Genomic DNA, 13,170 nt, shown 5'->3' on the forward strand with positions numbered 1-13,170 from the left:
CGATGAGCATTCGCGATGTGTCGATCCGGGACGACTCGATCAGGCTTGGTCAGTTCCTGAAGCTGGCGGGGCTGGCCGAGGACGGCAGCCACGCCAAGGACCTGATCGAGGCCCAGGACGTGACGGTCAACGACGAGGTCGAGGTTCGCCGGGGCAGGCAGTTGCGGCACGGTGACGTCGTCGCGGTCGACGGCGAAAAAGCGCGCTTGGTGGCGAACGGTTAAACGAGCTCGGCGATATCAACTTTTCGCCGCAGACGCGCCAATGCCCGATGTTGCGCGACCCGCACGGCCCCGGGCGTCGAACCCACAGCCGCGGCAGTCTCCTCAGCGGACAGCCCGACAACGATCCGCAGAACGAGGATGTCGCGTTGACGGCTGGGCAGGATGCTCAAGATCTCGTTGATCCGCCTGGACGCCTCGCCCTGCAGCACATGCTGCACAGGGCTGGCCTCGACTTCGGGCGTGTCCGGAATGTCCGCGACCGGTTGCTCTCGGTTACGGGCGACGGCGCGATGAGCATCGGCGACCTTGTGGGCCGTGATGCCGTAGACGAACGCCAAGAACGGACGTCCTTGGAACTCGTAGCGCGGCAGTGCGGTGAGAACCGCGAGGCAAGCCTCCTGCGCGATGTCGTCTGCTGAGGTGTAGGACCGCTCACCTCGGCCGACGCGGGCGCGGCAATAGCGCACGACCAATGGCCGGATCGTCGTCAGCAGCCGACCCACCGATTCAGGGTCACCGTTGACCGCCGCCGGAACCAGGGCGTCGAGGTAGTTGACCAAGTTCGTTGCCACATGGTCGATCCTTGCCGCCCGCAGTGGTTACCGACAGTGCCGGAAGACTTCGGCGGATTGATGACTTTAGGCCCTACTGGGATTCGGGCCAATCCTGTGGCAGCCAATTGACGGCGTACCAGAGGTCCATTCGGTGCTGTGCCTGGGACAAATCCACGTGCAGGGCACGCTCGATCTGACCGATCCGGTGCCTGACGCTGTTGCGGTGCACATCCAGGGCGGCCGCGGTGCGATCCCAGCTGCCATGGTTGGCCAGCCAGACCCGAAGCGTCTGCACGAGATGCGCCGGGCCAGGCGACCGAATTTCGGCGAGCGGCGCCAAGGTCCGTCGAGCGAACGCACGCGCTTGCGCAGGGTCGATCAGCGACGCGACGCTTTCAGACTCGTTGTCCGCGCTGATCGGATGACCCGACGCGGCGGCGCGCCGCCGCAAAGCGACAGCCTCCCGTTCGGCCATCCGCAAATCGGCGACACCGACAACGCCGCTCATGCCGACGAGCCACCCGCGCTTGTGCAACGTCTCCAACGCGGTCGGCGACGGTGCCGAGCGCGCCGAAACGATGGCACGGAAACTGCCACCGGCCAGGTCGACCAGGGGAGTGCCGAGCAACTGCACGAGCTGCGTGAAGTCACTGTCCACATCGGCGCGCTGCTTGCGACGCACGTCGACGCCAGCCACAACGCGGTAGTCCTGCCCCACGCGGTTATCCAGCAACGCGGCGAGATGATCACCTGTCGATTCAGCGGCCGAACCCGCGGCCAAAAGCAACCGGGCGGCCAGCCGGGAAGCGTGCCCTCGCGACGTATCGGTCTCTCGCCGCAGCAATCCGAGCATCGCCAACGCCATGGCGACGACCGCGCGGTCGCCGACGCTGAACGCGCGGCCGCGTCCGACGACGAGCACAGCTGACTGGTCAACCGGGTGCAGCACCACGTGGTCGACACCTATATGTGTGCTCGCGCTGCGGGGACCTGAGCCACCGCGCAGCCGTGAGGCCAAGGACAGCAGATCGTCCGTCGGCTCCGGAGCCAGACCGGACCTGGTCACGACCGCGCCGTCGGAATCCAGCAGCATGGCCCAGCCGGTGAGCGACGTGGCCAGCGAACGGACCGTGGTCTCGGTCGGCCGCGGCCTCGTCGCAGCCCTGGTCAAATTGCGCTGACCGTCGGCGATGACCCGGAGCTCGGCGTTCTGCACCTCGGCTAGTGCGGCACCGACAGCTTGGCTGACGGCCAGGAACGGCGTTCGTTCAGGAACAGCGAGCAACGGGAGGTCACGGTCGCGGCATGCTTTGACCAGCTCTCGGGGCACGGCGTCGTATATCGGGGTGACCCCGAAGCCCAACGCGCTGACACCCGCGTTGATCAGGCTTTCCACGTAAGCGTCGATTTCCGCCGGGGTGCGGGGAAAGTTCGTGCCCGCGGTCAGCAGCAGTTCCTGGCCAAGCAGATACGGCACCGGATCGCGCAGTTCGCTGACGTGCGCCCAGCAGATCGGGCGGTCAAGCCGCGACTTTCCGGCCTTCACCTCGAGGCCCAACTCCGCGCGGCTGACGACCGCACGCAGCGGGATGGTCCTGAGCACCATGGCACGCCTCCCCGGGCCGATTCATCCAATCGTGGCTGGCCAGATTGTGCAGAACAACCTCTGACCGAACCAGACTTGGCTCTCTACGGTGACCGGAACGAAACGCCACGCGTAGGAGATCGACATGGCCCTCGACAACGCAGTGATTGTGGCCTACCTGGTCGGCATGGTCGCGATGGGGTGGTGGGGCATGCGCCGGGCCACGACCAAGAGCGAATACCTGGTCGCCGGACGACGGTTAGGCGGCCCGATGTACTCGGGCACGATGTCGGCGATCGTGCTCGGTGGCGCGTCGACGGTCGGCGGCGTCGGCCTTGGTTACAAGTTCGGCATCTCCGGAGCGTGGCTCGTACTCGCCATCGGCCTCGGCATCCTGCTGTTGTCCGCCGCGTACGCCCGTCGCATTCAGCGGCTGAAGGTGTACACGGTCTCCGACATGTTGGATATCCGATATGGGGGTTCGTCGGCGTCGGTGTCCGGCGTCGTGATGTGGGGCTACGCGTTGATGCTGACGGTCACGTCGCTTGGCGCGTCATCGACGATCTTCAAGGTGCTGTTCGGGTTCGACAGGTGGTCGAGCATCCTGCTCGCTGGCGGAATCGTGGTGCTGTATTCGGTGCTCGGCGGCATGTGGTCGATCTCGATGACCGACATCGTCCAGTTCATCGTCAAGACCGTCGGCATCCTGTTCCTGCTGTTGCCGTTCGCGCTGATCAAAGCGGGCGGGTTCGAAGGGATGCGGGAACGGCTCGACGCGAGCTTCTTCGACTTCACCGCGATCGGTGGCGACACCATCGTCACATACCTGGTGATCTACACGCTCGGCCTGCTGATCGGACAGGATATCTGGCAGCGGGTGTTCACCGCGCGGTCGTCGAACGTCGCGACCTGGGGCGGAATCACGTCAGGTCTGTATTGCGTCATCTACGCGTTCGCCGGCGCGTTGATCGGCATGGCGACCAAGGCGCTGTACCCGGATCTGCCGAGCCGCGATGACGCTTTCGCGACCGCCGTGGAGAACCTGCTGCCGATGGGCGTTCGCGGACTTGTGCTCGCCGCCGCGCTCGCGGCGCTGATGTCCACGTCGAGCGGTGCGCTGATCGCGTCGTCGACGGTCGCGGCGAACGATATCTGGCCGCGGCTGACCAAACGTATTTCGGATATGAAAGAGGATGTACACGCCAACCGCATCTTCACGTTGGTGCTCGGCATTGTCGCGATCGTGCTGGCGATCCTGATCGAAGGCGTGATCGCCGCGCTGACCGTCGCGTACAACCTATTGGTCGGCGGTTTGCTTGTCACGATTGTCGGTGGGCTGATCTGGAAGCGCGGCAACCGGCAGGGCGCGTTGGCTTCGATGATCACCGGCGCGATCACCGTGGTGATCGTGATGATCACCGCAGGCCTTGAGGCCAACGAGGTCGTCTACTACGGGCTTGGCGTCAGCCTCGTGTCCTATGTGGTCGTCAGCCTGCTCACGCCGCCGACCGACAAAGCCGTACTCGAGCACTGGAACCGTCGCGTCAACGGCGAAGACAAGGAGGAAGTGCCAACATGATCGGTCCGGTGGACTCTTCGAAGGTGCCCCGGTTCGCTGGGCCCGCCACGTTCGCCCGGCTGCCCAGGCTGGACGAAGTGGAGCGGGCCGACATCGCGGTGGTCGGTGTTCCGTTCGACACCGGCGTTTCCTACCGGCCAGGCGCTCGGTTCGCGCCCGCCGCGGTCCGTGAGGCAAGCCGGTTGCTCCGGCCGTACCACCCCGGTCTCGACGTTTCGCCGTTCGAATCCGCGCAGGTCGTGGACGCCGGGGACATCGTGTGCAACCCGTTCAACATCGGCAAGGCGATCACCGAGATCTCCGAGCAGGCAACAGAACTGCTGAACACCGGCGCGAAACTGGTGACGATCGGCGGCGACCACACGATCGCCCTGCCCTTGCTACGAGCGATCGCATCGAAGCACGGCCCGGTCGCGCTGCTGCACTTCGACGCGCACCTGGACACATGGGACACGTACTTCGGCGAGCCGTACACACATGGGACGCCGTTCCGTCGTGCTGTCGAGGAAGGAATTCTCGACACTTCGGCACTGTCGCATGTGGGCACTCGCGGACCGCTTTACGGTCGCGCCGACCTGACCGAAGACGCACGGCTCGGCTTCGGGATTGTTACGTCAGCTGACGTAATGCGCCGGGGTGTGGATGAGGTCGTTGCCGCGCTGCGGGAGCGGATCGGCGACCGTCCGTTGTACGTCTCGATCGACATCGACGTCCTCGATCCCGCGCACGCACCAGGCACCGGAACGCCTGAAGCAGGCGGTATGACGAGCCGCGAACTGCTTGAGATCCTGCGGGGTCTGGCTGGGACGAACCTTGTTTCAGCTGACGTTGTCGAGGTGGCGCCTGCATACGACCACGCGGACATCACGTCCATTGCCGCGTCGCACGTGGCGTACGACCTTGTCAGCCTGCTAGCGATGGGCGTGGGCAAATGAGCCGGACCGGTGGAGACCTGGTTGTCGAATCCTTGACCGCGTTGGGTGCGCGGACCGTTTTCGGGCTTCCCGGTCAGCACGCCCTCGGACTGTTCGACGCGCTGCACCGATCGTCACTGCGCTACGTCGGGAGCCGCACGGAGGTCAACGCTGCGTTCGCCGCCGACGGTCACGCGCGGACGACCGGCGAAGTGACGCCGCTGTTCGTCTCGACGGGGCCCGGCGCGTTGCAGTCGTTGGCGGGTTTGCAAGAAGCGGCGGCGTCCAGCGTGCCGATTCTTGGCATCAGCAGTCAGATCCCGTCCGCTGGTCTCGGCGGCGCGCGACGCGGTTTCCTACACGAACTGCCCGACCAACAGGCCAGTTTCCGCGACGTCGTCAAACACACGCGCGTCGTGCGGGCCGCGTCGCAGATCCCGTCGGCGATCGCCGAAGCGTGGCGAATCGCGGCGAGCGCGCCGACGGGCCCAGTGTGGGTTGAGATTCCGCAGGACGTATTGCTTGGCCCTGCCGGAGTTCCGGCCGTCAGCGAACTGCGGGCGGACCCGATCGTATTGGAAATACGATCCGAGCTGATCGTCGAGGCGGCGCGCGCTCGCCGAAGCGCAGCGGCCGGTCATCCTGGCGGGCGGCGGAGTGCTCCGCAGCGGCGCGCAGGCGGAGTTGCTGACTTTGGCGGAGAAAATCGGCGCGCCGGTCGTCACCACGTTCGGCGGCAAAGGTGCGTTCCCCTGGCACCACAAGTTGTCGCTGCAGTCCTGGCTGGAGGACTGGCACACCACCGAAGTGCTCCAGGACGCCGACGTTCTTGTGGTGATCGGTTCCGGCCTTGGCGAGCTGTCGAGCAACTATCACACCTTCCGACCGGCCGGTCGGGTCATTCAGATCGAAGCGGATCTGGGCAAACTCGAATCCAACCATTCGGCGCTGGGCATTCATGCCGACGCGAGAGGCGCGCTGCGCGCACTGATACCGCTCGTCGAGCAACAGGACGCGGTCGTTCCCGAACTGTTGGCAAAAGTGCGGCAACGGCTGGACGGTCAAAATTTGACGGTCGAACGCGACATTCTCGCCAGCGTCCGCGAAGCGTTGCCTGACAACGCCCCGAGCTTCTGGGACATGACGATCCTGGCCTATTGGGCATGGTCGGCCTGGGACCCGCGCGACGGCGCGATGCATTCGGCGCAGGGCGCTGGCGGTCTCGGCTACGCCTTCCCTGCCGCACTCGGTGCGGCGTCCACTGCGGATGGCCCAGTGGTGGATGGCCCGGTGCTCGCGGTGTCGGGTGACGGCGGTGCGATGTACGGCTTGTCCGAGCTGGCCACGGCAAAGCAGCACAACCTGAACGTCACATGGCTCATCGTCGACGACGGCGGCTACGGAATCCTGCGCGAATACATGACCGAGGCCTTCGGAGCAGCCAGCGGAACGGAACTGGCCAGGCCGGATTTCGTCGCGCTGGCCGAGTCCTTCGGCATCCCGGCCGTCAAGACAAGCCCTGAACGGCTCCGAACTGACCTGGCCGACGCCTTGGCCGCCGCGGGACCACGTGTCGTCGTCCTGCCTGTGTTGCTGCGGATGTTCGCCCCGACCCACCTGGAGCACCGATGAGCACACTGGATCTGGTCAACCCGGCGACCGGCGAGGTCTTCGGCACGACGCCGGTCGGCCGTGAGTCCGAAGTGGACGCCGCGGTGCGGAACGCGGCCAAAGCGTTCACAACCTGGCGTCGCAGCACGCCGATGGAACGCCAAGCGGCTTTGCTTGCCATCGCCGACGCTTTGCAGGTCAGGGCGGACGACTTCGCTGAGGTCGAATGCCGGGAAACCGGCAAGGACCGGGCCGTGATGCTCAGCGACGAGATCCCCCAATCCGCTGACGTCTTCCGTTTCTTCGCAGGCGCGGCGCGGACGCTGGCTGGCGCGTCGGCGGGGGAGTACGTGGCGGGACACACGTCGAGCCTGCGCCGTGAGCCGGTCGGCGTGATCGCGCAGATTACGCCGTGGAACTACCCATTGCTGATGGCGGTCTGGAAGATCGCGCCCGCGATCGCCGCAGGTAACACCGTTGTGCTCAAACCAGCCGACACCACGCCCAGCAGCACGGTCCTGCTCGCCGAGTTGGCTGCGGAATTTCTACCCGAAGGTGTGGTCAACGTTGTCACAGGAGACCGGGACACGGGACGGCTGCTCGTCGCCCATCCAGTCCCCGCGATGGTGTCGATCACCGGCTCCACCCGAGCGGGCATCGAAGTAGCGCGCACCGCGGCGGACACGCTGAAGCGGACGCATCTCGAACTCGGTGGCAACGCGCCAGTGGTGGTCTTCGACGACGTCGACGTGGCCTCGGCGGCTGACGGCATCATCGCGGCCGCGTTCTACAACGCTGGTCAGGACTGCACTGCGGCGACGCGGGTGCTCGTCCAGGCAGGCGTACATGACGAGTTGGTCGACGCTTTGATGACCCGTGCCAAAGCCGCCACAACCGGTCCACTCAACAGCGCGATCCAACTGGATCGGGCCATCGGTCTGGTGGACCGGCTACCCGGCCACGCGGTCGTCCACTGTGGAGGAAAACAGCTCGGCGACCGCGGCTTCTTCCTTGAGCCAACGGTCATCTCCGGATTGCGCCAGCAGGACGAGATCGTCAAGGAAGAGGTCTTCGCCCCGGTCGTGACCGTGCAGCGGTTCACTTCCGAGGACGAGGGGATTACCAGCGCCAACGGCGTCCCGCAAGGCCTGGCTTCCTCGGTGTGGACAACTGATGCGAGCCGGGCCGCGCGTGTGAGCATCGAACTGGACTTCGGCTGCGTCTGGGTGAACACCCATGGTCCGCTTGCCTCCGAGATGCCCCACGGCGGCTTCGGCCAATCCGGCTACGGCAAAGATCTGTCCACGATTGGCCTTGATGACTACACACGCGTCAAGCACGTGATGACCAAGCTGGCTTGAGTTCGCCACGCGCGCGAGGCAAAGTGGGCCACCTCAATCGTTTGCGGGAGGTCATGTCGTGCGCAGGTCAGCCGCCTTGGTCGCGTTATTGACTACAACTACTGTGCTTGTCAGTGGCGCGGAAGTGGGCGCGAGTCCCAGCCGGTCCAAGGTGCCAGAGGCCATCGGCTACGGCGGTGCGGTCGCGAGCATCGACGCAGACGCGACCGCCATCGGCATTTCCGTTCTGCGCCGCGGCGGCAACGCGGTCGACGCCGCCGTGGCGACCGCGGCGGCATTAGGCGTCACCGACCCGTTCTCCAACGGCATCGGTGGCGGCGGCTTCTTCGTGTTCTACGAAGCGAAAACCGGAAAGATCCACACCATCGACGGTCGTGAGACAACGCCGATGGCCGCGACCGAAACGCTGTTTCAGGAAAATGGTGTGCCGATTCCGTTCGCCGAAGGCATGACCAGCGGCCTGAGTGTCGGCGTTCCCGGCACACCGCGCACCTGGCAGCGCGCGCTGCAGCTGTGGGGACGCAAGTCGCTCAACGACGTGATGAAGCCAGCGGAGCAACTTGCCCGCAGCGGTTTCGTTGTTGACGAAACGTTCCGCACCCAAATTGCCAACAACGCGACCAGGTTCGCCGCGTTCCCGTCGACCCGTGAGCTGTACCTGCCGGGCGGACAGCCACCGGCGGTGGGCACGACGTTCCGTAACCCCGACATGGCCAACACCTACCGGGAACTGGCCGACACGAACCTGAAGTCGTTGTACCGGGGGCAGATCGGCGAAGAGATCGTCAAGACGGTTCAGCAGCCACCGAAAGATCCGGCGTCCACCCTGAAGGTCCGGCCAGGAAAGCTGGCCGAGTCCGACCTTGCCCGCTACGAGGCGCCGCTGCGTGAGCCGAGCAAGACGACCTACCGCGGCCTGGACATCTACAGCATGGCGCCGCCGTCCTCAGGCGGCACGACCGTCGGCGAAGCGCTGAACATCCTGGAGTCGACCAATCTCAGCAAGCAGTCGAAGACCGACTACCTGCACTATTTCCTCGAGTCGACGCGGTTGGCGTTCGCGGACCGCAACCGTTGGGTCGGGGATCCCGCGTTCAGCAACGTGCCGACGCGTGAACTGCTTTCGCAGCGTTTCGCCGATTCCCGCGCGTGCCTGATCAACCCGGCCAAAGCGTTGACGAGCCCCGTCGCGCCTGGCGACCCGCGTAACCCGCAACCGTGCGCGACCACTGGTCAGGGCGTTGCCGCCGAGATCGGCAGCAAGCACACCACGCACCTGACGACCGCGGACGCGTGGGGCAACGTTGTCTCGTACACGCTGACCATCGAGTCTGAGGGCGGCAACGGAATCGTCGTGCCGGGCCGCGGTTTCCTGCTCAACAACGAGCTGACCGACTTCAACTTCGCTCCGTTGTTCCCTGGTGTTCCTGACCCCAACCTGCCCGCTGCGGGTAAGCGGCCGCGTTCGTCGATGGCGCCGACCATCGTCATGCGTCACGGCAAGCCGTTCTTCGCCACTGGTTCGCCGGGCGGGGCGTCCATCATCACTACGGTCGCTCAGGTGATCACCGGACGAGTGGACCGCGGCATGACGCTCAAGAACGCGATCGCGGAGCCGCGTGCCTCGCAGCGCAACTCCGCGTCGGCTCAGGTGGAGAAGGAGTTTCTCGCCCAGCCGGAGACGGCTGCGTTGATCGCTCGCGGACAGGGCTTCAGCAGTGCCCCCGCTGAAATCGGCGCGGCGACCGGCGTTGAGCGGTTGCCTGACGGCCGGTGGATCGCTGCAGCCGAGACTGTTCGGCGTGGTGGTGGTTCGGCGGCGGTCGTGATTCCTGCCCGTCGGTAGGGCGCTTTTTCGTTGGTGGATAGGTGGAGCACCTCGGTCGTGGACCGGGGTGCTCTCTTTTGTGCGTGCCGCAGTCTTCGGTGGACGGGTTTGCGTCCGTGGGTGAATGGTCATGTCGGTGCTGCGGTATTGCTGGCAGGCGGCCCACTGCGAGATCGGGATCACCGGCCGGGGAACGGCAGTCGCGGGTTGTGCAGGACGCCTCGAAGCGACACTGGAAGCAGCCAGCGAGTTTTCCTTGTCGGAGAACGGGCCGTAGTCGGTGCCGCCCTTGGCCGCCTGCTTTTGGCTGCCGGAGAGTGCGCCTGCCAAACTCGACGAGTAGCGCGATCCAGGGCGCCCTGCCGTCCTGTAGATCCGGATGCTGTCTGAACCCGTTGCGCCGGAACCGGTTTCCTGTCGGCGCGGGTTGCGGTCAGGTGACGAAGTTTGGTCTAGACCTTGAGTTGATCAGTGGTCTGGATCTTTAACTGATGTGTGGTCTTCCTTGCCACGACCCTGCCAACTGGAGGAAGAAACCGATGTCAGTCAGACAACGGCGATTCGGCATTGTGCTGATCGCCGGTTCGCTCGCGTTATCTGGCTTCTCCGGCACCGCGCAGGCCGCCGCCAATCCCACCGCCACATTCAGCAAGGTGTCCGACTGGGGCACCGGATTCACCGGCCAGGTCGTCGTCCGCGCCGGCGACTCCACCCCGCTCAACGGCTGGATCGTCAAATTCGACCTGCCTGCGGGCACAAGCATCGGCTCGACGTGGGAAGCGGACATGACCCGCGTCGGCGACAACTACACGTTCCGCAACCGCAGCTACAACGGCAGCGTAGCCGCTGGTGCCACAACATCGTTCGGGTTCAACGGCGCCGGACCCGGCACGCCGCTGAACTGCACGATCAACGGTAACCCGTGCGATGGCTCGTCTGGCGAGCCGGACGCTCAGGCGCCGACCGTCCCGACCGGCCTCGCGGCGGGCACGACCACCAGTAGCACGGTTCCGTTGAGCTGGAACGCGTCCTCCGACAACGTATCCGTTATCGGATACGATATTTTCCAAGGCAGTTCGACGACGCCCGTCGCCACCTCGCCGTCCACTTCGTTCACCGTCGGTGGTCTGCAACCGACGACCACCTACAGCTTCCGCGTACGGGCGCGCGACCGTGCAGGCAACGTTTCCGCGCTCAGCGCACCCGTTTCCGCGACCACGAAGGAAACCGGCAACCCCGGGCCTGGCGGAAAACGCAAAGTCGGCTACTTCACCCAATGGGGTGTTTACGACCGCGCGTACTACATCAAGAACCTGGACACGTCCGGTTCGGCGGCGAAGCTGACGCACATCAACTACGCGTTCGGCAACATCGACTCCGCGGGCCGGTGCTTCCAGGCCAACCAACTCGGCCAGGGTGACGCGTGGGCTGACTACCAGCGGCGGTTCACCGGGGACCTGACCGTCAACGGGCAGGCGGACGTGTACAACCAGCCGCTCGCAGGCAACCTCAACCAGATCAAGCAGTTGAAGGCCAAGTACCCGCACCTGAAGGTCAACCTGTCGCTGGGCGGCTGGACCTGGTCGAAGTACTTCTCCAATGCCGCGCTCACGGCCGCCTCGCGGCAGGCACACGTGTCGTCGTGCCTCGACATGTGGATCAAGGGCAACCTGCCGCAGATTGGCGGCGAACCACAGGGCGGTCCGGGTTCGGCCGCGGGTGTGTTCGACGGCATCGACCTCGACTGGGAATGGCCGGGTAGTGAGGGCAACGTCGGTAACGTCGTTCGCCCGGAAGACAAGCAGAACTTCACGGCGCTGGTCCAGGAATGGCGCCGCCAGCTCGACGCGTATGGCGCTACCACCGGCAAGCACCACGAGCTGACCGCGTTCATGCCTGCCGATCCCGACAAGGTGGTCGCCGGTTACGAAGTCAGCCAGCTCTTCACTTCGTTCGACTTCATCACCCTGCAGGGCTACGACCTGCACGGCGGCTGGGAGACGGTGACCAACAACCAGTCCGCACTGCGACTTCCGGCTGGCGATCCCGGCCCGAAGCCGTACAGCATCGAGATCGCGGCGAACGCGTGGACCAGCCGGGGCGCGCCCGCGAACCGGATTGTGCTTGGCGTTCCGTTCTACAGCCGCGGTTGGACCGGCGTGGCCAACGTCAACAACGGGCTGCACCAGACGGCGACCGGACCTGCCCCCGGTCGGTACGAAGCGGGCATCAACGACTACAAGCTGATCAAGCCTTTGGTCGGCAGCGGCTATCAGCTGTACCGGGATGCCAACGCCGGACACGCGTGGTTGTTCAACGGCAGCACATTTTGGACATACGACGACCCGACCGAAATCGCCAGGAAGACCGCTTGGATCACCAGCAACGGCCTTGGCGGGGCGATGATCTGGTCCATGGACGGCGATACGGCCAACGGTGAGTTGATGACGGCCGTGCACCAGGGCATCGGCTGACCACGTGTTTGATGGGACGCGCGTTGGCCGTTGGTCAACGCGCGTTCGTTACGAAAGGATCATGAGGCTGCTTGTCGCGGTCGCGAGTAGACGGTCGCTGCCATCCGTTATGCGCGCCTCGGCCAAAGCAATCCGTCGGCCGTGGTGGGTCAGTGTCCCGGTGCATCGGATCGCATCGGTGCGCTCCGAGATGGCGCTGAGGAACTTGACCGACAGATCGAGCGACGTATAACCGATCCCTACATCCAATTTTGTATGCAACGCGCTACCGGTCGCGGTGTCCATCATGGACGCGATGAATCCACCGTGGACGATGCCAGAGCCGTTGTACATGTACTCGGCCGGTTTGACGCCGAAGACGACTCGGCCCGGTTCGACTTCGATCAGATCGAGGCCAAGCGTCTGGACCATTGGCGGTGGCGGGATCGTTCCGGCGAGCAGGCCGCGCATGATCTCCAAGCCGGTCAGGTCAGCCGGAAAGCCTGGCTCTTCCCAGCGATAAGTACGAGTCCGGACGCTCATGATCGCTCCCCTTGTGCGGCGGTGGCCCACCGTCGCTGATAGACCCGGTCCGCTGACGTCAGCGGTTCGCCGCAAGTGCTGCACACGGTCGGCGAGCTGCTCAGGTGATCAGCTGACCGGTGCAGGATGGACATCTCGATATGGCGCGCGGGCGCCTTCGTGTACTTCTCGCCCCAACGCGCCAGAGCGTCGAGTGACGGCAGCAAGTCCGCGCCCGCGTCGGTGATCACGTACTCCTCGTGCATCCGCTGCTTACCGCGATACGGCGCGCGGCGAAGCAGTCCCGCTTCGACCATCTGTGCGAGCCTGCGGGCGAGCACGTTGTCGGCGACCTGGAGACGCTCGCGGAACTGCTCGAACCTCGTCGCGCCAAGCAGCGCCTCGCGCAGCACGAGCATGACCCACGGGTCGCCGACCACATCCAGCGAACGCGCGATCGGGCACGGGTGCTTCGACCAGTCCTGACGTAGCACGGGACGCTCCTCACATTGGCTTGCTCGAAGAAAGCCTATACGAAG

At 65.2% G+C, this 13,170-nt stretch carries 10 protein-coding genes and 1 pseudogene; 7 read left to right on the top strand and 4 right to left on the bottom strand.

Annotated features, from left to right (window positions below):
* Positions 1-2 precede the first annotated feature (2 nt).
* Positions 3-224, top strand: a complete 222-nt coding sequence (locus LWC34_RS48510; RefSeq protein WP_233732650.1) for an RNA-binding S4 domain-containing protein — start codon at positions 3-5, stop codon at positions 222-224.
* Here LWC34_RS48510 and LWC34_RS48515 read toward each other — a convergent pair.
* The gene (locus LWC34_RS48515; protein ID WP_233732653.1) at positions 221-796 is read right to left on the bottom strand and encodes a sigma-70 family RNA polymerase sigma factor; all 576 of its coding nucleotides are present in this window, start codon (positions 794-796) and stop codon (positions 221-223) included. The genes LWC34_RS48510 and LWC34_RS48515 overlap by 4 nt on opposite strands.
* A gap of 73 nt (positions 797-869) precedes the next feature.
* On the bottom strand, positions 870-2,384 hold the full coding sequence (locus LWC34_RS48520) for a PucR family transcriptional regulator (RefSeq protein WP_233732655.1): 1,515 nt from the start codon (positions 2,382-2,384) through the stop codon (positions 870-872).
* Between the two features lie 124 nt (positions 2,385-2,508).
* Here LWC34_RS48520 and LWC34_RS48525 point away from each other — a divergent pair, with 124 nt between their 5' ends.
* The 6 genes and pseudogenes from LWC34_RS48525 to LWC34_RS48550 all read left to right on the top strand — a co-directional run bounded on the left by LWC34_RS48525 (position 2,509) and on the right by LWC34_RS48550 (position 12,130).
* Complete coding sequence (locus LWC34_RS48525; RefSeq protein ID WP_233732658.1) at positions 2,509-3,942, top strand: sodium:solute symporter family protein; 1,434 nt, start codon at positions 2,509-2,511, stop codon at positions 3,940-3,942.
* On the top strand, positions 3,939-4,877 hold the full coding sequence (speB, locus tag LWC34_RS48530) for an agmatinase (RefSeq protein WP_233732661.1): 939 nt from the start codon (positions 3,939-3,941) through the stop codon (positions 4,875-4,877). Before LWC34_RS48525 ends, speB begins: the two co-directional genes overlap by 4 nt.
* A pseudogene (locus tag LWC34_RS48535) lies at positions 4,874-6,488 on the top strand (thiamine pyrophosphate-binding protein). Before speB ends, LWC34_RS48535 begins: the two are co-directional and overlap by 4 nt.
* The gene (locus LWC34_RS48540) at positions 6,485-7,828 is read left to right on the top strand and encodes an aminobutyraldehyde dehydrogenase (RefSeq protein ID WP_233732663.1); all 1,344 of its coding nucleotides are present in this window, start codon (positions 6,485-6,487) and stop codon (positions 7,826-7,828) included. The pseudogene LWC34_RS48535 and the gene LWC34_RS48540 overlap by 4 nt, the downstream one beginning before the upstream one ends.
* Before the next feature lie 58 nt (positions 7,829-7,886).
* Positions 7,887-9,674, top strand: coding sequence for a gamma-glutamyltransferase (gene ggt, locus LWC34_RS48545; RefSeq protein ID WP_372496804.1), 1,788 nt, complete (start codon positions 7,887-7,889; stop codon positions 9,672-9,674).
* Between the two features lie 521 nt (positions 9,675-10,195).
* Positions 10,196-12,130: a glycosyl hydrolase family 18 protein gene (locus tag LWC34_RS48550; RefSeq protein ID WP_233732666.1), complete on the top strand. Its 1,935-nt coding sequence runs from the start codon at positions 10,196-10,198 to the stop codon at positions 12,128-12,130.
* A gap of 48 nt (positions 12,131-12,178) precedes the next feature.
* Here LWC34_RS48550 and LWC34_RS48555 read toward each other — a convergent pair whose 3' ends face one another.
* Together LWC34_RS48555 and LWC34_RS48560 are read right to left on the bottom strand one after the other, a co-directional pair.
* Positions 12,179-12,652, bottom strand: a complete 474-nt coding sequence (locus LWC34_RS48555; RefSeq protein WP_233732669.1) for a PaaI family thioesterase — start codon at positions 12,650-12,652, stop codon at positions 12,179-12,181.
* Entirely contained in the window at positions 12,649-13,125 is a 477-nt protein-coding gene (locus LWC34_RS48560) for a winged helix-turn-helix transcriptional regulator (protein WP_233732671.1), read from the bottom strand. The genes LWC34_RS48555 and LWC34_RS48560 overlap by 4 nt, the downstream gene beginning before the upstream one ends.
* Positions 13,126-13,170 lie beyond the last annotated feature (45 nt).

The organism is Kibdelosporangium philippinense (assembly GCF_021390435.2).
In the GTDB taxonomy this organism is placed as follows: Bacteria; Actinomycetota; Actinomycetes; order Mycobacteriales; family Pseudonocardiaceae; genus Kibdelosporangium; species Kibdelosporangium philippinense.

Excerpts from the sequence above, each read along its gene's own strand:
- LWC34_RS48540 (WP_233732663.1), top strand. The coding sequence starts at position 6,485 with ATGAGCACACTGGATCTGGTCAACCCGGCGACCGGCGAGGTCTTCGGC.
- LWC34_RS48550 (WP_233732666.1), top strand. The coding sequence starts at position 10,196 with ATGTCAGTCAGACAACGGCGATTCGGCATTGTGCTGATCGCCGGTTCG.
- LWC34_RS48555 (WP_233732669.1), bottom strand. The coding sequence starts at position 12,652 with ATGAGCGTCCGGACTCGTACTTATCGCTGGGAAGAGCCAGGCTTTCCG.
- LWC34_RS48525 (WP_233732658.1), top strand. The coding sequence starts at position 2,509 with ATGGCCCTCGACAACGCAGTGATTGTGGCCTACCTGGTCGGCATGGTC.
- LWC34_RS48510 (WP_233732650.1), top strand. The coding sequence starts at position 3 with ATGAGCATTCGCGATGTGTCGATCCGGGACGACTCGATCAGGCTTGGT.
- speB (WP_233732661.1), top strand. The coding sequence starts at position 3,939 with ATGATCGGTCCGGTGGACTCTTCGAAGGTGCCCCGGTTCGCTGGGCCC.
- LWC34_RS48520 (WP_233732655.1), bottom strand. The coding sequence starts at position 2,384 with ATGGTGCTCAGGACCATCCCGCTGCGTGCGGTCGTCAGCCGCGCGGAG.